A 21,806-nucleotide genomic window follows, 5' to 3' on the forward strand; every position below is an offset into this window, starting at 1 on the left:
GCCCCCCCCCCGGGCCCCCCCCCGGCCGGGCGGGCCGGCGGGGGGGGCCCGGTTGGGTGGGCCCGGCGACGCGGTCAGCGTGTCGCGTACGGCGGGTGGGTCACTTGCAGTACGGGACGTACGACAGGTTCTTCACGTAGCGGGCGGCGACCCAGCCCTTGCGCTCCGACAGCTTGTACCAGAGGTCGTTGCCGTCGACGTTCTGGTTGTGGACCTTGCAGCGGAGGCTGACGACGGTGCCCGGCTCGAAGCTGCCGAGGTAGGCGGAGTCGGTGGTCGGCCTCTCGCGGATCGACAGCGGCAGACGGGAGACGACCTTGCCCTTGGGGTAGGCGGCCTTGGTCTGCTCGGCGGTCACGACGCCCGTGGCGGGAGCGTCCTTCGGAGCGGCCGCGAGGGCCGGAGTCGCGAAGGCGGCGCCTGCCATCAGGGCGCCGGCGAGGACGGCGGTGACGCGGTGCCCGGCGTGCGGTGCGCGCATGGTTCTCTCTTCTCTCGGGTTCTTAGCCCCGGGACTGCCCCGGCTGCCCTCCCTTCATCGCATGCCGGCGGCGCGAAGTACCGCAGGGAAACGGTCAGTTCACTCGCATGGTGGCGCCTGTGTCCAGCCTCCGGCGGACACCAGCCGCACCCGGCCGCCGATCTCGACGCGCCCGTCCGGCCCGGGGGCGGTGAGGATCTGCGAGCCGCGACCCTGAGTGATGTTGAGGGCGCGGCCGAGGGCATGGCTCAGGGCGAGGGCCGCGGAACCGGTCGCCTCGTCCTCGCCACTCCCCCCACGACGAGCCCCGGCTCCACCGGAGCCACCGGCGCCGCGCTCGTCGACGCGGCCGGGGAACCCGCGGGCCCGCACCCGGCCCGCCGCCTCGTCCTCGAAGGCCCAGGCGTACTGCCAGCCGTGGCCGGGTTCGGGGACGGGCAGCGCCTCGACCTCGGCGACCGAGCCGTAGCGGACCGGGACGCGGTCGGCGGCCCAGTCCGGGTCGGCGGTGATCCACGCGAACTCGCCGTCGAAGCGCGCGTCCACCGGCCCCACCGCGGGCAGCAGCTCGGGCAGGTCCAGCAGCCAGGCGCAGCCGACCAGCGGGTGTCCCGCGAAGGGCAGCGGGACGCCCGGGGTGTAGATGTCGACCACACCGCGCTCCGGGTCGTCGACGAACACGGTTTCACTGAAGCCCAGTTGGGCGGCGTACTCCTGCCGCTGCGCGCGGGAGGGCACGGCGGAGCCGTCGCGTACGACGCCCAGTTCGTTTCCGTGTCCGCCCTTCGCGTCGCAGAAGACGCGCAGGACGTCGGGCTCGGGCCTTCGTGGTGCGGTCATGGCGGCATTGAAACAGGGCGGGCCCGGCACCGGGAAACCGCGCGGACGCGCCGCTCCTCCTCGCGTGCGCCGGGCCCGCGCGCGGTGTCCCCCGCGCCGCGGGCGCGGGGGACACCGGAGGGTCAGGACTGGGCCGTACGGCGTCGGCGGGAGAGGTACACGGCCCCCGCTCCGGCCGCGACGACCGCGCCCGCGCCGCCGAGCAGCGGGCCGGCGGGCAGACCGGAGCCGGTCGAGGCGAGGGAGCCGCCGGTCGCGCCGAAGCCGGTACCGGTGCCGCCGGTCGTACCGAAGCCGGTGCCGGTGCCGGTGCCGCCGGTCGTGCCGGTCCCGGCGTCCGTGCCCGTACCGCCGTGTGTGCCGGTGCCGCCGGTGCCCGTGGGCAGGGCGGCCGCGTCGGAGAGCGCGAGGGTGACGGTGACGGGGTCGATGGCCTGTCCGGCCTTGTACATCGAGCCGGTCGTGTCGTTGGCGAAGGCCGCCGCACCGGCCGCGGTGAAGGTCGCGGGCACCCGGTCGAGGACGACGAGGTCGTTCTTCGCGGTGTAGCGGGCCCTGGACAGGTCGAGCTTCGCGAACTCCACGTCGTCCTTGGCGCCCTGAGGTGTGGTCACGTCGAGGGTCAGCGTGCCGGCCGGGCCCTTCGCGTCGATCTTGATGTCGCTGAACCTCATGTCGATGCCGTGCGCCTGGTAGGTGAAGCGCACGCTGCCGCCGAAGGCCACGTCGGCGCGCTCGCCCTCGGGGTCCACGGTGCCGGAGGCGTACGGGAAGTCGTAGACGCCGTTCTTCGCCTGGGCGCCGCCCGCGAGTTCGGCGCCGCCGCCGGTCTCGACGTAGGAGCGGAAGGATTCCTTCAGGCCCCAGGTGAGACTGCCCTTCGTGATGCCCTCGGCGGGCTTCTGGCCGGGGCCGGTGCTCGGGGCGGACGAGCCGCCCGGCGGGTCGGTGGGCTTGGCCGAGGACGAACCGGTGGGCGCCTCGGTCGGCTTCCCGGTGGGCTCCTGCGTGGGCTTCCCTGTGGGCTCCTGCGTGGGCTTCCCGCTGGGCTCGTCCGTGGGCTTCCCGGTCGGCGTCCCGGTGGGCTTCGAGGTCGGGTCGTCCGTGGGCTTCCCGGTCGGCCCTCCGGCCGCCTCGGGGGTGACGGAGAGGGTCGCGGGGTCGAGTTCGGCGCCCGCCTTGTAGAAGTTCTGGAAGGCGGCGGCACCCCGTGCGGTGAGGGTCGCGGGGATGTCCTGGTAGACCATGGCGCCGCCCGCGCCGCCGCCCGGCCGTATCCCGCTCAGCGCCAGGTCGGCGAGGACCACGTCGTCGTCGGTGGTGGACTTGCCGTCCTTCACGGTCGTGACGTCGGCGGAGATGCCGCCGCCGGTCGTCGTCGTGGTGACCTTGACGTCGGTCAGGGTGATGTCGAGGACGCCCTCGTGGCCCTCGAAGTGGACGCTGCCGCCGAAGGAGGTCCGGGTGCCGTGCGTCTGCGTGTCGTAGGTGCCGGTGCCGCCGGAGAAGGTGAAGGGGCCGTTGCCCGCGGCCTGCCGTACGCCGTCGCCCACGGTGATCTTTCCGTTGGCGACCGGTGACAGCAGGTAGGTGCGGAAGGACTTCTTGACGCCCCAGTCCAGGGTGGCGTCCTTGAGGCCGATCGAGGCCGGCGGCCCGGAGGAGGCGTCGGCGGCGAAGGCGCCCGGCAGGGCGAGGGCGGTGGCGCCCAGGGTGACGGCGGTCGCGACGGCCGCCGCGAGCGCGGTCGGCCGGCGGCGTCTGGTGGCTGCCATGGTCGTGGTTCTCCTAGGAGTGGGCCCGCCCGGTGGGCGGGCTGCGGTGGGTGGGGTGGGCGTGCGCCGTGCGGCGCTCAGCCCTGGGAGCCCGGCACGGCGGTGGCCTCGGGCTGCGGGGCGGCCGTGCGGCGGCGACGGACGAGCCAGTAGCCGCCCGCCGCGAGCAGCAGCACACCCGCGCCGGCGCCGATGCCGACGGGGAGGGCCGTGGCGGAGGAAGAGGAGGCGGTGGGCGCGGCGGCCCCGGTGCCGGGGCTCGCGGAGGTCGCGGGGGCGGCGGCGGGCGAGGGCGTGGCGTCGCTGCCGAGGTCGGGCAGCGGCGGGAGGCTCGCGTCCGCGTCGAGGGCGACGGCGAGTGACACGGGGTCCATCGCGGTGCCCGGCCGGTACATCCCGCCGAACGCCTCGGCACCCTCGGGGGTGAGCCGGGCGGGGGCCTCGGTGAGGGTGGCGAGACCGCCGCCGGCCCCGGTTTCGATCGCGCCCGCCGCGAAGGTCACGAGGGGCAGCTTCCTCGCCGCGTGGTCCGGGGAGTCGACGGTGGCGCGCAGGGTGCCCCGGCCCTTCGCGATGTCGACGTGGACCTCGCGCAGGGTGAGGTCGAGGCCGTGCTCACCCGTGAACCGGACGCTGCCCGCGAAGTCGGCGTCGAGGGTGCCCTTCCCGGGGTCGTACGTGCCCTCGCCCTTCGGGAAGCGGAAGAGGGCGCCGCCGTCCCGCGCGCCGGAGGCCAGTTTCCAGGCGCCCTTGGCGATCGGTCCGGTGACGTACTCGCGGAAGGTCCTGCGCACCCCCCAGTCGACGGCCGCGTCCTCGATCCGCGCGGACCTCGCCTTCGGCTTCCCCCCGGCCGGGTCGCCGTCCTTCTTCTTGCCGGGGGACGAGGACGGCTCGGCGGTGGGCGTGGCCTTGGCCCCCTTCCCCGCGCCCGCGCCCGCACGCGTCTCGGCGAGGACGTCGACGGAGAGGGTGACGGGGTCGAGGGCGGTACCGGCCGTGTAGTAGCCGGCGAAGGCGCTCGCGCCCTGCGCGGTGAGGGTCGCGGGCAGGCGGGCGAGCCCGAGGGTGCCGGCCCCGCCCCGGGTGTCGATGCCGGACAGGCCGAGGGAGGCGAGCGGGACCTGGCTGCGGGTGCTGACCTGTCCGCTGCCCCTGGCCTTGCTGGTCATGTCGGCGTACAGCGTGCCCGTGCCGCCGGACACCCGCACGGTGGGCCGGCTGATCGTCAGGTCGAGTTCGTAGGCGCCCGAGGACTTCCGGTGGCCGAGGAAGCGGACCCCGCCGGAGAAACCGGCGCGCAGGGCGCCCGAGCCGGGGTCGTAGGTCCCGGTCGCGGAGTGGAAGCGGAACTGGCTGCCGCCGACCGTGGCGGCCCCGCCGGTAAGACTCCAACTCCCTTGCGCAATGGGGCCGGTGACGTAGGACTGGAAGGAGGACTTGATGCCCCAGTCGAGCCGTCCGCCGCGCACCGTGCGCTCCGCGGCCTGCGCGCCCGTGGTGGGCAGCAGCAGCGCCGCGAGCGTGGTGAGGACGGCGAGGGCGGCGCAGTGCGGGGCGGTTCGCCACGCGGGGCGGGGCAGCGGCTTCATGACACCTTCACAACGTGTACAGGGCAGGGGGGCCGGAGGGCACCCCGGCAAAGCCCTGGTCAATAAGGTAAGGCTAACCTAAGCTATACCCGCCGTCCCGGGAACCCCCGGGGGCGCATCAGTCCCGGCTCCGCCCGGACTGCCTCAACTGCCGGGAGGGGCACCGAGGTTCGGTGTGAGATCCCGGCCGAAAACGCATGACAGGATGGTTGATCGCGTGGTGTTGCGAACCCGGAGGGCCGCCGGTGTCCGGGCGGCCGCCGCCGCGCTCGTGGGCGTACTCGCGCTGGCCGGTTGCGGCGGGGGTGACGGGACGCCGGCGAAAAAGGCGACGACCGCTTCGGCCGCCCGTCCCGGGCCCGACCGGATCGAGCCCCTCCAGGGCTCCTTCACGCCAGAGCTGCCCGCCCGGGTCCACTCCGCCGACGGGCACGAGGTCACCGTCCGGGACGTCTCGCGGATCGTCCCGCTCAGCGGGAGTCTGAGTGAACTCGTCTTCACTCTCGGCCTCGGTGAGCACGTCGTGGCCAAGGACGTCACCGCGACCTTCGAGCAGGCGGGAAAGCTGCCGGTGGTGACGCGGGCGCACGACGTCTCGGCGGAGAGCGTGCTGTCGCTGCGGCCGACGCTGGTGCTCGCCGACACGACGACCGGGCCCACCGAGGCGATCGCCCAGATCAGGGACGCGGGGATACCGCTCGTCGTCCTCGCCCCCGCGAAGGGGCTGGACGACGTGGACCGGCGGATCGACGAGGTGGCCGGGGCGCTCGGCCTGCCGGACGCGGGCGCGGCCCTCAAGAAGCGCACCGACGCCCGGATCGCCGCCGTGCGGAAGCGCATACCACGCCGGGCGGCCGGGGACCGGCCGCGCGTGGCCTTCCTCTATCTGCGCGGGACGGCCTCGGTGTACCTGCTGGGCGGCGCCGAGTCGGGCGCGAGTTCGCTGCTGGAGGCGGCCGGGGCGCGGGACGCGGGCAAGGAGTCCGGCCTGCGCAAGGACTTCACCGCGATCACCAGCGAGGCGCTGGCGAAGGCCGCCCCGGACGCGATCCTCGTCATGACGAAGGGGCTTGAGTCGGTGGACGGCGTGGACGGACTGCTGAAGATCCCCGGGGTCGCCGAGACCCCGGCCGGACTGGACCGCAGGGTCGTCTCGGTGGACGACGGCGTGCTGCTCAACTACGGCCCGCGCACCGACGAGGTGCTCGCCTCGATCGTGGAGCAGCTGTACGGGAAGGCGTCCTCGTGAGTCCGGCCCCCGCGCGGGACGGGGGGACGCCGACCCTCTCCCCCGCCGCACCCGTTCCCCCGCGAGGGCCGGCGGGGAAGCGGACCGGCTCCGGACCTCACCGCGGCGCCCGCGTCCTGACGCTCGTTCTGCTCGTGGGGCTGGTCCTGCTGTGCCTGTTCTCGGCGGGCACCGGGGCGTACCACATCCCGCTCGGCGATCTCGTGTCCTCGCTGCTGCACCGGGCCGGGCTCGGCGGCCACGCGCTGGACCGGGTCGGGGAGAGCGTGCTGTGGAACGTGCGGCTGCCGCGCGTGACGCTCGCGCTGCTGGTGGGCGCCTCGCTCGGCTGCGCGGGAGCGCTCATGCAGGGCGTGTTCGGCAATCCGCTCGCCGAGCCGGGCGTCATCGGGGTCTCCTCGGGCGCGGCGGTCGGCGCGGTCGCCTCGATCTCGCTGGGCCTGACCTTCCTCGGGACGTGGACGGTGACCGCCTTCGCCTTCGTCGCGGGCCTGGTGACCGTACTGCTCGTGTACGTGCTCTCGCGTGCGGGCGGGCGGACCGAGGTGGTGACGCTGATCCTGACCGGGATCGCCGTCAACGCCTTCGCGGGCGCGCTGATCGGCCTGTTCGTGTTCTTCGCGGACAGCGCCCAGGTCACCCAGATCACCTTCTGGCAGCTCGGCTCGCTCGCGCAGGCCACCTGGCCGAAGGTGCTGGCCGTGCTGCCGTGCGCGCTCGCCGGTCTGGCCCTCGCCCCGTTCTACGCCCGCAGGCTGGACCTGCTGGCCCTCGGGGAACGGCCCGCGCGGCACCTGGGGGTGGACGTCGAGCGGCTGCGGATCGTGCTCGTGCTCGTCGTGGCGCTGCTGACGGCGGCGGCGGTCGCGGTGTCCGGTGTCATCACCTTCGTCGGGCTGCTCGTGCCGCACCTGCTGCGGATGGCGGCCGGACCCGGGCACCGCTTCCTGGTGCCGGGCAGTGCGCTGGGCGGCGGCCTGGTGCTGGTGGGCGCGGACCTCGCGGCGCGCACGGTGGCGGCTCCGGCGGAGCTTCCGCTCGGCGTGCTGACCGCGCTGCTGGGCAGCCCGTTCTTCTTCTGGCTGCTGCGCAGGACCCGTCGCGGGCAGGGAGGCTGGGCATGAGCGGGCCGGGCTTGTCCGGGAGGCCGGGCAGGAGCGAACGGGGCCTCTTCGGGAGGCGCGAACGGGGTCTCCTCGGGAGGCGTGGACGGGGTCTCCTCGGGAGGCGTGGACGGCGGGAGGTGCCGGGCCCGGTGCGCCCCGGGCAGGTCGTGGCCGCGGCCGAGGGACTGCGGGTCCGGCTGGGCGCCCGGGACGTCCTTTCGGGGGTGGACCTGACCGTACGCGCCGGCGAGGTGCTGGCGCTCGTGGGACCCAACGGGGCCGGCAAGTCGACGCTGCTCGCCGCGCTCGCGGCGGACGTCGCGGCGACGGGCGGCCGGGTGCTGGTCCTCGACCGGCCGGCCGACGCCTGGACGGCGGCCGAACTGGCGATGCGGCGGGCGGTGTTGCCGCAGTCGGCCGCGCTGTCCTTCCCGTTCGCGGTGGCGGAGGTGGTGCGGATGGGCCGCGCCCCCTGGAGCGGTACCCCGCGTGAGGACGAGGACGAGCCGGCGGTGCGCGCGGCGATGGCGGCGACCGAGGTGGCCGCTTTCGCGCCGCGGCCCTTCTCGGCCCTGTCGGGCGGGGAGCGGGCCCGGGTGGCGCTCGCCCGGGTGCTGGCCCAGCGCGCCCCGCTGCTCCTGCTGGACGAGCCGACGGCGGCGCTGGACCTGCGCCACCAGGAACTCGTCCTGCGGGTCTGCCGGGAGCGCGCGGCGGCCGGGGACGCGGTCGTCGTGGTGCTGCACGACCTCGGGCTCGCGGCGGCCCACGCGCACCGGGTCGCGGTGCTGCACGAGGGCCGGGTGGCGGCGGACGGCCCGGCGGCCGAGGTCCTGGAACCCGGGCTGCTGTCCCGCGTGTACCGGCAGGAGGTGGAGGTCCTGCCGCACCCCTCGACCGGCGTCCCGCTGGTGCTCCCGGTACGCGGCTGAGGGACGGGCGGCGCGGCGCGGGCTCGTGCACGAGGGGCGGGCGCGGTCCCAATCGCCGCGCCCGAGGCGCCTCTTGACGATTCCCGCAGAACCGCTTGACCACATCTTTGCCGCATGTCGGGAGATGAGACGTGAATCACTGGAAGGGGGGATTCTGGATAGGTAAGGCTGGGCTAAGTTATTGCTGCCTCACAGGGCGGCCCGGTCTGTCGCCGCCCCGCGGGCCGGCCCGGCAGGGCACCCTCCTTCTCCGGCGGCGCTCACGGCTCCGCCGCCTCCTTGTCCCTGGAGCACCCCATGCGAGCCCTCCGTCTCTCCGTACTCACCGCCCTCGCCGGGGCGACCGCTCTGGGCGCCCTCACCGGCTGCACCGAGAAGAGCGAGGCGAAGGAGGGCGACGGCGCCATCAAGGTGACGGCGGCGGACAGCCGTTGCGATACGACGGCGAAGACCGCGAAGGCCGGGAAGGTCACCCTCGCGATCCAGAACAAGGGCGAGCGCGCCACCGAGGTCGAGGTCGTCTTCCCCGACGGCCGGATCGTCTCCGAGAAGGAGAACATCGGCCCCGGCACCTCCTACACGCTCACCGCCGAGATCAAGCCCGGCTCCTACGAGATCGCCTGCCGTCCGGGCATGAAGGGCCACGGCGTACGGCAGAAGCTCGACGTCACGGGCGCCGCCCCGGCCGCCGGACGGGACCCGAAGCTCGACCGGGCCGTCCTGGACTACCGCAACTACGCCCAGGACCAGGCCGACGAGACCCTGCCGAAGGTCAAGGTGTTCACCGACGCGGTGCGCGCCGGGGACCTCGCGGCGGCCAAGAAGGCGTACGCGCCCTCCCGGATCGGCTGGGAGCGCACCGAGCCGGTCGCGGAGTCCTTCGGCGACATCGACCCGAAGACCGACACCCGCGCCGACGGCCTGGAGAAGGGCCAGAAGTGGACCGGCTGGCACCGTCTGGAGAAGGCGCTGTGGCAGGACGGGAGGATCGGCGCCGCCGAGAAGCGGCTCGCCACGCGGCTCGACACCGACCTGAAGGACTGGCAGCGGCGGGTGGGCCGCGCCGAGATCACCCCGACCTCGATGGCCAATGGGGCGAAGGACCTGCTCGACGAGGTCGCCACCGGCAAGGTGACCGGTGAGGAGGAGCGCTACTCGCACACCGACTTGGTCGACTTCAAGGCCAACGTCGAGGGCGCGGAGAAGGCGTACGAGCTGCTGAAGCCGGTCGCCTCGAAGAACGACGCGGGGCTCACCGCCGTCCTCGACAAGCGGTTCGCCGCGCTCGACGAGGAGCTGGACGCCTACCGCCCCTCCCCCGCCTCCTACGCGTTCACCGCGTACGACAAGGTCACCAAGGCGCAGCGCAAGAAGCTCTCGGACGGCGTCAACGCGCTGGCCGAGCCGCTGTCGAAGCTCGCCGCGGCCGTCGTCGGGAAGTGACAGGCGTGAGCGGGGAGCCGCGGAACACGGCGGCGGGCACGGGTGAGGAGCCCGCGCCGGTCCCGGAGGGTGCCGAGGCGCCCGCCGGGCCGGGGACCTCGCGCCGGTCCCTGCTGGGCTGGGGTGGCGCGGGCCTCGTGCTGGGCGCGGCGGCGGCCGGCGGGACGGCGGCGGCGCTGGGCTCGACGCCGCGGGACACGGGCACGACGGCCGTGCCCTTCTACGGCGCGCACCAGGCGGGCATCGCGACGGCCGTGCAGGACCGGCTGCACTTCGCGGCCTTCGACGTGACGACGCGGGACCGCGCCGAACTGGTCGCGCTGCTCAAGGAGTGGACGCGGGCGGCGGCCAGGATGACGGCCGGGCACCCGGTCGGCGAGGGCGCCTTCGGGCTGCCCGAGGCCCCGCCCGACGACACCGGTGAGGCCGTCGGCCTCGCGCCCTCGCGGCTCACCCTGACCTTCGGCGTCGGCCCCTCGCTGTTCTCCCGCTTCGGCCTGTCGGGGCGCCGCCCGGACGCGCTCCAGGAGCTGCCCGCCTTCCCCGGCGACCACCTGGAGCGGGCCCGTGGCGGCGGCGACCTGTGCGTGCAGGCCTGCGCCGACGACCCGCAGGTCGCGGTGCACGCGATCCGCAACCTCGCGCGGATCGGCTTCGGCACGGTCGCGGTGCGCTGGTCCCAGCTCGGTTTCGGCAAGACCTCCTCGACGACGCCGGGCGCGCAGACCCCGCGCAACCTGTTCGGTTTCAAGGACGGCACGAGCAACGTCTCGGGCGAGGACGCCGCGGCCCTGGACGAGCACGTATGGGCCGGCGCGCAGGACGGTCCCGCGTGGATGGCCGGGGGCTCGTACCTCGTGGCGCGCCGTATCCGCATGAACATCGAGGTGTGGGACCGCACTTCGCTCACCGAGCAGGAGGACGTGTTCGGCCGCGACAAGCGGGAGGGCGCCCCGGCGGGGAAGTCGAAGGAGCGGGACGCGCCGTTCCTGAAGGCGATGAAGCCCAGCGCGCACGTGCGTCTCGCGCACCCGGACGCGCACGGCGGGCACCGCATCCTGCGCCGCGGCTACTCCTTCACGGACGGTACCGACGGGCTCGGCCGGCTGGACGCGGGCCTGTTCTTCCTCGCCTACCAGCGCGACCCGCGCACCGGCTTCGTGCCCGTGCAGCGGGCGCTCGCGCGCCACGACGCGCTCAACGAGTACATCCAGCACGTGGGTTCGGCGCTGTTCGCGATCCCGCCCGGGGTGCGGGACGCGCGGGACTGGTGGGGCAGCACGCTGTTCTCCGGCCGGCCCTCCCCCCGGTCCACCGACTCCTCCTGAGGACGCCATGTTCGCCAACTACCTCATCGGGCTGCGCGAAGGGCTCGAAGCGAGCCTCGTCGTCTGCATCCTCGTCGCGTACCTCGTCCAGACCGGCCGCAGGGACGCCCTGCGGCCGGTCTGGACCGGGATCGCCGTCGCGGTCCTCCTCGCGCTCGGCTTCGGCTGCGCGCTGACCTTCGGTTCCCGCGAGCTGACCTTCGAGGCGCAGGAGGGGCTGGGCGGTTCGCTGTCGGTCCTCGCGGTGGGCCTCGTGACCTGGATGGTGTTCTGGATGCGGCGCACCGCCCGGCACCTGAGGTCCGAACTGCACGGGAAACTCGACCAGGCGCTCGTCATGGGCACCGGCGCGCTGGTCCTGACGGCCTTCCTCGCGGTGGGCCGGGAGGGGCTGGAGACCGCGCTGTTCGTGTGGGCCTCGGTGCGCGCCTCCGGCGACGGGACGCACGGGCCGCTGATCGGGGTGGTGCTGGGCCTCGCCACCGCCGTCCTGCTCGGCTGGCTGTTCTACCGGGGCGCGGTCCGCATCGACCTCGCGAAGTTCTTCACCTGGACCGGCGGAATGCTGGTCGTGGTGGCGGCCGGGGTGCTCGCCTACGGCTTCCACGACCTCCAGGAGGCCGACGCGCTGCCGGGCCTCACGCACCTCGCCTTCGACATCAGCGGCGCGATCCCGCCGGACAGCTGGTACGGGACGCTGCTGAAGGGCGTGTTCAACTTCCAGCCCGACCCGACCGTCCTCCAGGTCACGGTGTGGGCGCTGTACCTCGTACCGGTCCTCCTGTTCTTCTTCGCCCCGGTAGGGTTCGGGCGCGGCCAGAACAGCACTGCGGGGAGGGTGAAGGAAACTCATGAGCGCGCTGCCGAAGAGCGGGCCGGCGAGGCGGGTCCCGGGGTCTCGGCCTGACGGTGCGGGCGGGCGGGCGAGGGGGCTTCGCCGGGGCCGGCGCGCCGCGACGGGCGCGGCCCTGCTGACGCTCGCGCTGACGGCGAGCGGCTGTGTCACCGTGCACGGCGAGGACGCCTTCGTCCCGACGGCGACGCGGGCCGAGGCCGCGCGGGCGCTCAAGGAGTTCACCGGCGCGTACAACGCGGCGGCGCGCGCCCTCGATCCGGCGCTCGACGAGGACGTGCTCGCGGGTCCCTTCGGTGCGATCACCCAGGACGGCCTGCGCAGCCGGCGCGCCGGGCACCCCGGGGGAGCGCCGGAGGCGGTCCCCCTCGAAGTGTCCGACGTGCGCTACCTGATCCCCCGGCAGCGGGGCTGGCCGCGCTGGTTCGTCGCCGACACGGACACCAACCGGGACCGGGACGGGGTGGCGGGCCAGGACACCCGCTGGTTCTTCGTGTTCACCCGCTCGGGCCCGGAGGCGGCCTGGCGCGCCACCTACCTGTCGATCCTGACGCCCGACGAGATCCCCGCCCTGCGCGAGGACGGCGCGGGCCACCCGGTGCCCGCCCCGCCCGGCGACCTGAGCGCGCGCTACGTCCAGTACCTCAAGGACGGCCGGGGCGGGCGGTTCGCGCCCGGTCAGCACACGACGCGCTGGCGCGCGGACCGCGAGAAGGCCGCGAACCGGCCGGGCTGGACGACGCAGTACGCCGACGAGGCGGCGGCCGGCGGGGCGTACCGGCCGTGGGCGCTGCGCACGAAGGACGGCGGGAGGCTCGTGTTCTTCGCCTCCCGGCACTACGAGCGGCGCACCGCCGCACCCGGCGTGCGGATCACGCTGCCCACCGGGGTCAAGCCGTTGCTGAAGGGCGCGGTGAAGCGGTCCTACACGCTGGAGTACACCTCCAACGAGGCGGTCGTGGTGCCGAAGTCGGGGCCGGCGGTCTTCCTGAACCGGCTCCAGGGCGTGACCGGGGCGCAGGGCGGCTGAGGGCGAGCGGGCGGCCCCGGGGCGCCGGGCCGGCGGGGGCCGCCTCTCAGGTCACCGTCCGCCGTGCGGCCAGCTCGCCGTGTCGGCCTCGCCGTTCGCCCCGCCGGCGGCGACGGCCACGGCGTCGGTCAGCGCGTCCAGCAGGCTGAGCGGGTCGACCAGGGGGTGTTCGGGGCCGCGCAGCCAGGACACACCGAGTCCGGGCTCACCGGGGAGCCGGGCGGGCGGGACGAGGACGTAGCTGCCGCGGCAGTGCCAGCGCAGGCCGGGGTGCTCGTCCATCGTCTCGGGATGGCAGTCCAGTTCGCAGGGCCACCACTCGTCCTCGTCCTCGGGGGTGCCCCGGGTCGTGGTGAAGAACAGCATGCGGCCGTCGTCGCTGACCGCGACCGGGCCGACCTCGACGCCGTTCTCCCGCAGCCGGCGCAGGGCCTGCTCCCCGGTGCCGTAGGGCACGTCGAGGACGTCGTGGACCATGCCGGTGGCGGTGATGAAGTTGGCCTCGGGGGCGTGCGCCGCCCAGCGTTCGACCTGGGCGCGGTCGTGCGTCGACTGGGTCTGCCAGGCGAAGGACACGGGATGCCGGCCCGGTGTGGGGCATCCCACACGGTCGCAGGAGCAGCGGTAGCCGTCGGGGTGGGCGGCGGGGGCCAGGGGCAGTCCCGCCGCCGCGGCGGCGAGCAGCAGGGCGGTGCGTTCCCCGTCTCCCTGGTCCTGCTCGGGCCGGTGCCTCGCTCCCCGCTGCCACCACTGGGAGAACCGGCTCTGCCCGTCTGACCGTCGGCCGAACGCTGCGCCCATCAATCCCCTCACGTCGTCCTGGTGCGCTCCATGGTGCCACCCTTCGCCGAAGCGGCGGACTCCGGTCCGGTCCGCGGACCCCGCGCACCGGTGGTCACCCGGGGGTCACCGGGGGCGCGGCGGGGCGCACCGGGGGCCTCGTCCGGGGGCTCACCGGGGCCAGGGGTCGCCCCAGTCGGCGTTCCTCGCGTCCTTGTAGAGCGGGCCCTGGCGTTTGGTGACGGTCGCGCGGCGCAGCATCCCCCCGGGTTCGCACAACTCCAGGAGGACCTGCCCCTTGCGGATCTGGGGGCGGCGCAGGACGCGGGCGGGGGCCCGCCGCGGCGTGAAGCGGGTGGCGGCGACGTAGCTGAACTTCTCGTCCTCGTACGGGAGGGAGCCGCCCTTGACCTGGCGGTGCAGGGAGGAACGGGCGACCCGCGCGGAGAAGTGGCACCAGTCGGTGCCCGGCGCTATGGGGCAGGGCGCGTCGTGCGGGCAGGGCGCGGCGACGTGGAATCCGGTGGCGAGCAGCCGTTCGCGGGCGGCGAGGACGCGTGCGTAGCCCTCCGGGGTGCCGGGCTCGGTGATCACGACGGCCCCGGTGGTGACGGCTGCCGCCGCCGCGTCCACGACGGCGGCGCGGTCGGCCTCGGTGAGTTCGCCGAGCACGTAGGACACGGTGACGAGATCACTGCTCTCGACGGTGAGCGCTGCTCCGATCCGGCTGCGGCGCCACTGGGCGGCGCGTACGGCGGGGAACGGGGAGGCGGCGGCGAGCTCCCGGCCGAGGTCGAGCGCGGGCTGCGCCCAGTCCAGTACGGTCACGGGCCGCTGCCCGCCCCAGGTCGCCCCGGCCGCCCAGACGGCGGCTCCGGTGCCGCCGCCGACGTCGGTGTGCCCGGCCGGGCGCCAGCCGGGGGCCGCGTCGGCGAGGGCGCCGAGGGCCGCGCTCATCGCCTCGAAGGTCGCGGGCATCCGGTACGCGGCGTAGGCGGCCACGTCGGAGCGGTCGCGCAGGACGGGGGCGTCGGTGGGGGTGCGGCCCCGGTAGGTGGCGATGAGCCGTTCGACGGCCTGGGCGGCGCCGCGCGGGGGCAGTCCGTCGAGCAGCCCGGCGAGCGCGGCGCGCAGGGCGCTCGCGGGGTCGGCCGGGGCGGCGGAGGCGGGGGGCAGGGGGTGGTTCACCCGGGAATTCTAGGCAGCCGGACGGGCCGGTCCCCCGGCGGCCGGGGCGCGGGGGCGCCCGGGGTGCGCCGGGACCCTCAGCCGGCTCCGCGCACGGCCCGGCGCAGTCGCGTCGCGGCGCGGGCGCGCGGGGTGCTGTCGGGGGTGGTGCGGCGCGGGTGGACGGTGGTCGCGAGCAGCACCAGGAAGGTGTCGGTGGCCCGGTCCACGACGAGGGAGGTGCCGGTGAAGCCGGTGTGCCCGGCGGCGTGCGGGCCCGCGAGTTCGCCCATGAACCAGGGCCGGTCGACCTCGAAGCCGAGGCCGAGGTCGAGCATGAGGGCGACGTGGTCGGCGCCGAGCACCCGGGCGGTGCCGTAGGAGCCGCCGCCGAGCAGGGTGCGGCAGAACACGCCGAGGTCGCGGGCGGTGGAGAACAGCCCGGCGTGCCCGGCGACCCCGCCCAGCGCCCAGGCGTTCTCGTCGTGCACGACGCCGCGCAGCGGGCCGCGGTCCACCTTGGCCCAGGGGCGGCGCTGGTCCTCGGTGGCGGCGGCCCCGGGCGCGGGCCCGAAGCGGGTCGCGGTCATGCCGAGGGGCCGGGTGACGCACTCCTCGATCAGCCGGTCCAGGGGGCGTCCGGTGACGCGTTCGAGGAGCTGCTGGAGGATCAGCATGTTGAGGTCGGAGTAGATCCGGGTGCCGGTCTCGGCCACGGGCTCCTCCACGCGCAGCGCCTCGATCCGCGCCGCGAGGTCCGGCAGGTCGTACAGCGGGAGTTCGGGCCGCAGTCCGGTGGTGTGGGTGAGCAACTGCCGGACGGTGAAGCCGTGGTGCGCGGCGGCCGGGTAGTCCGGCAGGTGGTCCGCGACGGGGGCGTCGAGGCCGAGGGTGCCGCGTTCGATCTGCTGGAGGGTGGTGAAGGCGGTGAAGAGCTTGGTGAGGGAGGCCAGGTCGAAGGGGGTCGCGGGGGTCACCGCGACCCGTTCGGCGCGCGGCAGTTCGACCGGCCCGCCGCGTTCCTCGTCCCAGCCGCGGTAGCGCAGCGCCCAGCCCGCCGCCGCCTCCACGGCGACGACGGGCCCGCGTCCGGCCAGCACGACGAGCCCCGCGCACCAGGGGCGCGGGCCCTCGGTGAGGGCCCGCGCCTCCTGGACGAGGAGGTTCGTCTCCTGCGGGTCGAGTCCGGCGCGTGCGGGGCTGCCGTACCGCAGTCGCGGGATGTTCAGTCCTCGCTCACCCCTTCCACCGGACGGGGCCGCGCCTCGTGTGCGGGGGCCGGGAGGATCTCGGTGCGCACCCCGGCGGGCGGGCGCGTGGCGCCGGTCCGGCACAGCGTCAGGAAGCAGCCGAGGGCGATCAGCACGCTCGTGAGCTGCACGACGGCCATCGGTACGGCGGTGTGCTCGCCGGCGATCCCGACGAGCGGGGAGGCGACGGCGCCGATGAGGAACGAGGAGGTGCCGATGAGCGCGGAGGCGGAACCGGCGGCGTGCGGGGCGCGTTGCAGGGCCAGGGTCTGGGCGTTGGGCAGCACGAGGCTCATCGAGGACATCAGGACGAAGAGTCCCACGGCGACCGGCACGAGGCCCACCGTGCCGAAGAGTCCGGAGGTCATCAGGAGCAGGGCGAGCGCGGCGGCGGTGATCAGGGCGAGGCCGACGGCCCCGGCCTTCTCCAGGCTGACCCGGCCGACCAGGACACGTCCGTTGATCTGGCCGACGACGATCAGCCCCACCGAGTTGACGCCGAACAGCAGGCTGAAGGTCTGCGGGGAGGCCCCGTAGATCTCCTGCATCACGAACGGCGAGGCGCTCACGTAGGCGAACAGCGCGGCGAAGGTGAAGCCGCCGACGAGGACGTACCCGGTGAAGACGCGGTCGGCGAGCAGCCCGCGCATGGTGCCCAGCGCCTCGCGGGTGCCGCCGGTGTGCCGGTCGGCGGGGGCCAGGGTCTCGGGCAGGCGGCGCAGCACCACGAGGGTCAGCAGGGCCCCGACGACGGTCAGGACGACGAAGATCCCGCGCCAGTCGGTGAACCGCAGCACCTGTCCGCCGATGAGCGGGGCGACGATCGGCGCGACGCCGGAGATCAGCATGAGGGTGGAGAAGAAGCGGGCCATCTCCAGGCCGTCGTACAGGTCGCGCACGACGGCGCGGGCGATGACGATGCCGGCGGCCCCGGCCAGGCCCTGGAGGAGCCGGAAGCCGATGAGCAGGCCGACGTCGGGCGCGAAGGCGCACACGGCGGTGGCGGCCACGTAGACGACCAGCCCGGCGAGCAGCGGCCTGCGCCGCCCCCACCGGTCGCTCATGGGACCGACGACGAGTTGCCCGAGGGCCATCCCGGTGAGGCAGGCCGTGAGCGTCAACTGCACGGTCGCCGCGGGCGAGTCGAGCGCCTCGGTGACCTTCGGCAGGGCGGGGAGGTACATGTCCATGGACAGCGGCGGCACGGCCGTCAGTCCGCCCAGGACGAGGGTGACGAGCAGGCCGGCGCGGCGCTGGGCGGGAAGCCCCGGGGGCGACGCTGCGGCCTTGGGTATCGGTCGGTCGGTACGGTCCTGTCGCGTGCCCTGGGCGCGCTTGGGCATTTCGCCTCTCCCCTTGGTGGAATCGGTTACCTATGCTCTCAGCTCGGACGGGGTGGTGAAGACCGTTCGAGGAGGGCTGTGACGAGCCGTTTCACTCCGCGGCGGCGGGCCCGAGGGCGTACTCGCCGGTAGCCGGAGGCGGTGGTGTCCGCCCGTGCCGAGGGACTGGTGACGAGATGACGGCGAAACGCGGGCGGGACGGGCGCGTGCGCTGGGGTGTACTGGCGACGGGCGGGATCGCGGCGGCCTTCACGGCCGATCTGCTGACGATGCCGGACGCCGAGGTGGTGGCGGTCGGTTCCCGCACCCCGCAGGCGGCGCGGGCCTTCGCGGACCGCTTCGGGATACCGCGCGCGCACGGCTCCTGGGCGGCGCTCGCCGCCGACGAGGAGGTCGACGTGGTGTACGTGGCGACCCCGCACTCCGCGCACCGGGAGGCGGCGGGCCTGTGCCTGGAGGGCGGCCGGGCCGTGCTGTGCGAGAAGGCGTTCACGCTCGACTCGCGGCAGGCGGTGGAACTCGTGGACCTGGCACGGGAGCGCGGGCTGTTCCTGATGGAGGCGATGTGGACGTACGTCCATCCGCTGGTGCGCCGCCTCGTGGGACTCGTGCGGGACGGGGCGATCGGCACGGTGCGGGCGGTGCAGGCCGACTTCGCGCTGGGCGGCGAGTTCCCGCCCCGGCACCGGCTGGTGGACCCGGCGCAGGGCGGCGGGGCGCTGCTCGACCTCGGGGTGTACCCGGTGTCCTTCGCGCACCTGCTGCTGGGCGAGCCCTCCGGGGTGCGGGCGACGGCCCTGCTCTCGGACCGGGGCGTGGACCTCCAGACCGGGATGCTCCTGTCCTGGGAGGGCGGCGCCCACGCGCTGCTGCACTGCGGGGTGACGGGGGCGAGCGGGACGGGCGCGACGGTGGTCGGTTCGCACGGCCGCGTCGAGATCCCGCGCGGTTTCCACGCGCCGGAGAGCTTCGTGCTGCACCGCGCGGGCGCCGAGCCGTCGGAGTTCCTGGCCTCGGCCGAGGAGGGCGGCACGGGCTACGTCCCGGAGGCCGCCGAGGTCATGCGGTGCCTGCGGGCGGGCGAGAAGGAGTCGCCGCTCGTACCGCTGGAGGGCACGCTCGCGGTCATGCGCACGCTGGACCGGGTGCGGGAACAGGTGGGCGTGCGCTACGAGAGGGCCTGACAGCACCGGTGGACGTACGCCGGGACACGGCGGCGCGAGAGCACCGGAGGACGTACGCCACGACACGGCGCGAGAGCACCGGAGGACGTCCGCCGCGCAGGACGTCCTCCGGTGCCCCCTGGCTCAGGCGGGCTTGAGTCCGGGGTTCCCGGCCTCGGTGACGAAGGTGCCGGCGGTGGTCAGCGGCGCGCCGGGGGTGGTGACGGCCGGCACCGTCTTCCACTCGGCGCGGGCCGCGTCCTGGCCGAGGGTCACGAGGGCGTAGCCGCGCCGCCCGTTGTAGAACTTCAGGTGCGGGTTGGCCGCCATGTACGTGTCCCAGTTGGCGGGTCTGTCGGAGCCGTCGCCGCCGCTGGTGATCGAGCTGGTGACGATCTCGGTGCCGAGGGTCTTCGAGGCCGGGTCGTCGAAGTCGGCCTTGATGTCGAAGCCGTAGTGCACGTGGACGTCGCCGGTGAGGACCATGAGGTTGTCCTTGCCGGTGGAGCGCCAGCCGTCCAGGAGGCGCTGCCGGGAGGCGGGGTAGCCGTCCCAGGAGTCCATGGACAGCTTGTGGCCGGGCGTCGCGCGGTCCTTGCGCTGCGCGAAGGTGACCTGCTGCGGCACGACGTTCCAGGTGGCCTTCGAGTCGCGCCACCCGTCGATGAGCCAGCGCTCCTGGGTCGCCCCGGTCAGGGTGCGCGCCGGGTCCTCGGACTCCGGTCCGGGGACCTGCCAGCCGTCGCCGTACGCCTGGTCGCTGCGGTACTGGCGGGTGTCGAGGATGTCGAACTGCGCGAGCCGCCCGTAGTGCCTGCGCCGGTACAGCGTCATGTCGGCGCCCTCGGGCTGCTGCGGCAGGCGCAGCGGCTGGTGCTCCCAGTACGCGCGGTAGGCGGCGGCCCGGCGCAGCAGGAACTCCTCCGGCGGGACGTCGTTCTCGGGGGTGTCGCCGGCGTAGTTGTTCTCCGTCTCGTGGTCGTCCCACGTGACGACGAAGGGGTGCGCGGCGTGCGCGGCGATCAGGTCCGGGTCGGACTTGTACAGGCCGTAGCGCAGCCGGTAGTCGTCGAGGGTGACCGTCTCCCGGTTGTAGTGCGCGGGCAGCCTGCGGTCGGTGTACTTGCGGTTGCCGCCGACGGCGGTGACGGCGTACTCGTACAGGTAGTCGCCGAGGTGGAAGACCACGTCGAGGTCCTCCTTCGCGAGGTGCCCGTACGCCGTGTAGTAGCCGTCGTGGTACGCCTGGCAGGACACGGCGGCCAGGCGCATCTCGGTGAGTCGCGCGTTGTTCGCGGGGGCGGTGCGGGTGCGGCCGGTGCCGCTGATCCACTGGCCGGCGCGGAAGCGGTAGTAGTAGACGCGGTCGGCGTCCAGGCCCTTCGCCTCGACGTGCACGGAGTGCTGGAACTCGGGGTGGGCGACGGCGCTCCCCTTCTTCGCGATCCGGGTGAAGCGGCTGTCGTACGCGAGTTCCCAGCGCACGGTGACCCGGGAAGGGGGCAGCCCGCCGTCGCTCTCGTACGGGCTGGGCGCGAGCCGCGTCCACAGCAGCACGGAGCCGGGCAGCGGGTCCCCCGAGGCCACTCCGAGCGTGAACGGGTCCTTCGCGATCTTCGCCGGGTCCAGCGCCGCGGCGGCGGCCGAACCGGCGGCCGGCAGGTTGGTCGCGAAGGCCAGCGCGGCGGCGGCCCCCGTCACGGTGAGGAACCGGCGCCGGCCGAACTGACGGGCGAGGGTACGGAGTTCCGGGGCGGTAGTCATGAGGAGTATCTGACGGGCCGCCGGGGACGAGGTCCCGTCCGCCACGCGGCCTCGGCATGTCCACCGAATGAATCTCGCGGAGCGGCACCCCGGCCGGAGCGCGGGGACGAACCGCCCACCACGGGAATCCCGCCCGGTCGGCGCCGGAAAAGGACAACTCCCCCCGCACAGCGTTTCCTTGGGCATATAATCAGCCCTTCTTCACCGAACACGCACACACGGAGCACAACTTGCGCATACGCATCACGGCCCTCGCCCTCGCCGCCGCCGGCGCCCTGCTCACCGCCGCGCCCGCCGAGGCCGCGCACCAGAGTGGGCTGCACATCGGGCTGGTGCAGTTCGACAGTCCGGGCAAGGACACCCGCAGCAACGCCTCGCTGAACGCCGAGTGGGTCAACATCCACAACAACACGAAGTCGGCGGTGCAGCTCAAGGGCTACAAGCTGAAGGACAACACCGGCTACACCTACACCTTCGGCAGCTACCGGATCGGCGCCGGCAAGACGGTGAAGGTCAGGACCGGCAAGGGCAAGAACGTTCCCGGGACGGTGTACTGGAACCGCGGCTCCTACGTCTGGAACAACACGGGGGACAAGGCCCGGCTGCTCACGCCCACCGGTTCGCCGCGCGACTCCTGCTCGTGGGGGAAGACGGGCAACGGCCAGCAGAACTGCCACTGACCCGGCAGCCGGCCCGAGGGACGCCCCGGGGCGTCCGCGCCGTCCGGCGGACGGGACGGAAGGGGCCCCGGGCGTCCGCACACTCCCTCGCCACCGCGTTCGCGGCGGCGGGGAATGCGGCACCGGGGCCCCCGGTTGCACCCGGCATGACACAGATCGCCCGCTACGCCGCCTTCACCTCGGAGCCCGCCGCCGGGAACCCGGCCGGGGTCGTCCTGGACGCCGCCGGGCTGGACGACGGCCGGCGGCTCGCCATCGCGGCCGAACTCGGCTACAGCGAGACCGCCTTCGTCACCGAGCCGCCCGCCGGGCACCCGGCGCGCACGCACACGGTGCGGTATTTCAGCCCCCGGGCCGAGGTCCCCTTCTGCGGCCACGCCACCGTCGCGACCGCCGTGGCGCTCGCCGAGCGGGACGGCGCGGGCGATTTCCTCTTCCTCACCCAGGCCGGCCCGGTACCGGTCGCCGTCGACACGGTGGGCGGCGATCTGCGCGCCACCCTCACCAGCGTCGAACCGGCGGTCGAGGAGGTGGACCGCGCCGATCTCGCGGAGGCGCTGGCCGCGCTCGGCTGGCCCGCCGCCGACCTGGACCCGGCCTTCCCACCCCGGATCGCCTACGCCGGCGCCCGCCACCTCGTCCTGGGCGCCGCGACCCGCGAGCGGCTCGCCGACCTGGACTACGACTTCGGGCGGCTGCGCGCGCTGATGCTGCGCCTCGACCTGACGACGGTGCATCTGGTGTGGCGCGACCCGCGCACCGGGGTGTTCCACACCCGGGACCCCTTCCCGGTCGGCGGGGTCGTCGAGGACCCGGTGACGGGGGCGGCCTCGGCCGCGTTCGGGGCGTATCTGCGGGCGCTGGGCCGGGTGGAGGGGGACGCCGAACTCACCCTGCGCCAGGGCGAGGACCTGGGACGGCCAGGAACCGTGACGGTGTCCCTGCGGCAGGGCGACGCGCGCGTCCGCGTCGCGGGGACGGCGGTGCGCATCCCGCGCGACTGACCGCTCTGCCCGGACCGGTGTTCCGG

At 74.6% G+C, this 21,806-nt stretch carries 19 protein-coding genes; 10 read left to right on the forward strand and 9 right to left on the reverse strand.

Translation table 11 applies throughout. From position 1 onward, the window contains the following. Positions 1 to 100 precede the first annotated feature (100 nt). The 4 genes from ACFYMP_RS02025 to ACFYMP_RS02040 all read right to left on the reverse strand — a co-directional run bounded on the left by ACFYMP_RS02025 (position 101) and on the right by ACFYMP_RS02040 (position 4,688). Positions 101 to 481: an SH3 domain-containing protein gene (locus tag ACFYMP_RS02025; protein WP_388848931.1), complete on the reverse strand. Its 381-nt coding sequence runs from the start codon at positions 479 to 481 to the stop codon at positions 101 to 103. Positions 482 to 580: 99 nt separating this feature from the next. Further along, positions 581 to 1,321 carry a PhzF family phenazine biosynthesis protein gene (locus ACFYMP_RS02030; RefSeq protein WP_388848934.1) on the reverse strand — a complete coding sequence of 247 codons (741 nt, stop codon included), beginning with the start codon at positions 1,319 to 1,321 and terminating at the stop codon, positions 581 to 583. Positions 1,322 to 1,443: 122 nt separating this feature from the next. Continuing rightward, the gene (locus ACFYMP_RS02035; RefSeq protein ID WP_388848936.1) at positions 1,444 to 3,096 is read right to left on the reverse strand and encodes an HtaA domain-containing protein; all 1,653 of its coding nucleotides are present in this window, start codon (positions 3,094 to 3,096) and stop codon (positions 1,444 to 1,446) included. Between the two features lie 77 nt (positions 3,097 to 3,173). Beyond that, a complete protein-coding gene (locus ACFYMP_RS02040) occupies positions 3,174 to 4,688 on the reverse strand; it encodes an HtaA domain-containing protein (protein WP_388848939.1) in 1,515 nt (504 codons plus the stop codon). Between the two features lie 205 nt (positions 4,689 to 4,893). On the opposite strand from ACFYMP_RS02040, the gene ACFYMP_RS02045 reads away from it, so the two are divergent. The 7 genes from ACFYMP_RS02045 (at position 4,894) to ACFYMP_RS02075 (ending at position 12,629) form a co-directional block, all read left to right on the forward strand. Next, on the forward strand, positions 4,894 to 5,937 hold the full coding sequence (locus ACFYMP_RS02045; RefSeq protein WP_388848942.1) for a hemin ABC transporter substrate-binding protein: 1,044 nt from the start codon (positions 4,894 to 4,896) through the stop codon (positions 5,935 to 5,937). Beyond that, on the forward strand, positions 5,934 to 7,061 hold the full coding sequence (locus ACFYMP_RS02050; protein WP_388848945.1) for a FecCD family ABC transporter permease: 1,128 nt from the start codon (positions 5,934 to 5,936) through the stop codon (positions 7,059 to 7,061). The genes ACFYMP_RS02045 and ACFYMP_RS02050 overlap by 4 nt, the downstream gene beginning before the upstream one ends. 131 nt (positions 7,062 to 7,192) lie before the next feature. Then, positions 7,193 to 7,975, forward strand: coding sequence for a heme ABC transporter ATP-binding protein (locus ACFYMP_RS02055; RefSeq protein ID WP_388848948.1), 783 nt, complete (start codon positions 7,193 to 7,195; stop codon positions 7,973 to 7,975). A gap of 297 nt (positions 7,976 to 8,272) precedes the next feature. Further along, complete coding sequence (gene efeO / locus ACFYMP_RS02060; RefSeq protein WP_388848951.1) at positions 8,273 to 9,418, forward strand: iron uptake system protein EfeO; 1,146 nt, start codon at positions 8,273 to 8,275, stop codon at positions 9,416 to 9,418. A gap of 110 nt (positions 9,419 to 9,528) precedes the next feature. Continuing rightward, entirely contained in the window at positions 9,529 to 10,746 is a 1,218-nt protein-coding gene (efeB, locus tag ACFYMP_RS02065) for an iron uptake transporter deferrochelatase/peroxidase subunit (protein ID WP_388849558.1), read from the forward strand. 7 nt (positions 10,747 to 10,753) lie between these two features. Next, the gene (efeU, locus tag ACFYMP_RS02070; protein WP_388848954.1) at positions 10,754 to 11,653 is read left to right on the forward strand and encodes an iron uptake transporter permease EfeU; all 900 of its coding nucleotides are present in this window, start codon (positions 10,754 to 10,756) and stop codon (positions 11,651 to 11,653) included. Beyond that, entirely contained in the window at positions 11,598 to 12,629 is a 1,032-nt protein-coding gene (locus ACFYMP_RS02075) for a hypothetical protein (RefSeq protein WP_388848956.1), read from the forward strand. Before efeU ends, ACFYMP_RS02075 begins: the two co-directional genes overlap by 56 nt. A 51-nt stretch (positions 12,630 to 12,680) precedes the next feature. On the opposite strand, the gene ACFYMP_RS02080 is transcribed toward ACFYMP_RS02075, so the two are convergent. The 4 genes from ACFYMP_RS02080 to ACFYMP_RS02095 form a co-directional block, all read right to left on the reverse strand. Then, positions 12,681 to 13,430, reverse strand: a complete 750-nt coding sequence (locus tag ACFYMP_RS02080; protein ID WP_388848959.1) for a bifunctional DNA primase/polymerase — start codon at positions 13,428 to 13,430, stop codon at positions 12,681 to 12,683. A 150-nt stretch (positions 13,431 to 13,580) separates the two neighbouring features. Beyond that, a complete protein-coding gene (locus ACFYMP_RS02085; protein WP_388848962.1) occupies positions 13,581 to 14,597 on the reverse strand; it encodes a small ribosomal subunit Rsm22 family protein in 1,017 nt (338 codons plus the stop codon). A gap of 77 nt (positions 14,598 to 14,674) precedes the next feature. Beyond that, on the reverse strand, positions 14,675 to 15,805 hold the full coding sequence (locus ACFYMP_RS02090) for a serine hydrolase domain-containing protein (RefSeq protein ID WP_388849560.1): 1,131 nt from the start codon (positions 15,803 to 15,805) through the stop codon (positions 14,675 to 14,677). Further along, positions 15,802 to 17,169, reverse strand: a complete 1,368-nt coding sequence (locus tag ACFYMP_RS02095; protein WP_388848965.1) for a multidrug effflux MFS transporter — start codon at positions 17,167 to 17,169, stop codon at positions 15,802 to 15,804. Before ACFYMP_RS02095 ends, ACFYMP_RS02090 begins: the two co-directional genes overlap by 4 nt. A 176-nt stretch (positions 17,170 to 17,345) precedes the next feature. Here ACFYMP_RS02095 and ACFYMP_RS02100 point away from each other — a divergent pair, with 176 nt between their 5' ends. Next, positions 17,346 to 18,353 carry a Gfo/Idh/MocA family protein gene (locus ACFYMP_RS02100; RefSeq protein ID WP_388848968.1) on the forward strand — a complete coding sequence of 336 codons (1,008 nt, stop codon included), beginning with the start codon at positions 17,346 to 17,348 and terminating at the stop codon, positions 18,351 to 18,353. A gap of 123 nt (positions 18,354 to 18,476) precedes the next feature. Here ACFYMP_RS02100 and ACFYMP_RS02105 read toward each other — a convergent pair whose 3' ends face one another. Further along, a complete protein-coding gene (locus ACFYMP_RS02105) occupies positions 18,477 to 20,096 on the reverse strand; it encodes an alkaline phosphatase D family protein (RefSeq protein WP_388848971.1) in 1,620 nt (539 codons plus the stop codon). A 230-nt stretch (positions 20,097 to 20,326) separates the two neighbouring features. On the opposite strand from ACFYMP_RS02105, the gene ACFYMP_RS02110 reads away from it, so the two are divergent. Beyond that, positions 20,327 to 20,776 (forward strand): lamin tail domain-containing protein, encoded by a 450-nt coding sequence (locus tag ACFYMP_RS02110; protein ID WP_388848974.1) that lies wholly within the window; start codon positions 20,327 to 20,329, stop codon positions 20,774 to 20,776. Between the two features lie 146 nt (positions 20,777 to 20,922). Beyond that, the gene (locus ACFYMP_RS02115) at positions 20,923 to 21,780 is read left to right on the forward strand and encodes a PhzF family phenazine biosynthesis protein (protein ID WP_388848977.1); all 858 of its coding nucleotides are present in this window, start codon (positions 20,923 to 20,925) and stop codon (positions 21,778 to 21,780) included. The last annotated feature ends 26 nt before the right edge of the window (positions 21,781 to 21,806 follow it).

The sequence above is a fragment of the Streptomyces sp. NPDC007088 genome (genome assembly GCF_042869355.1).
Lineage (GTDB): Bacteria > Actinomycetota > Actinomycetes > Streptomycetales > Streptomycetaceae > Streptomyces.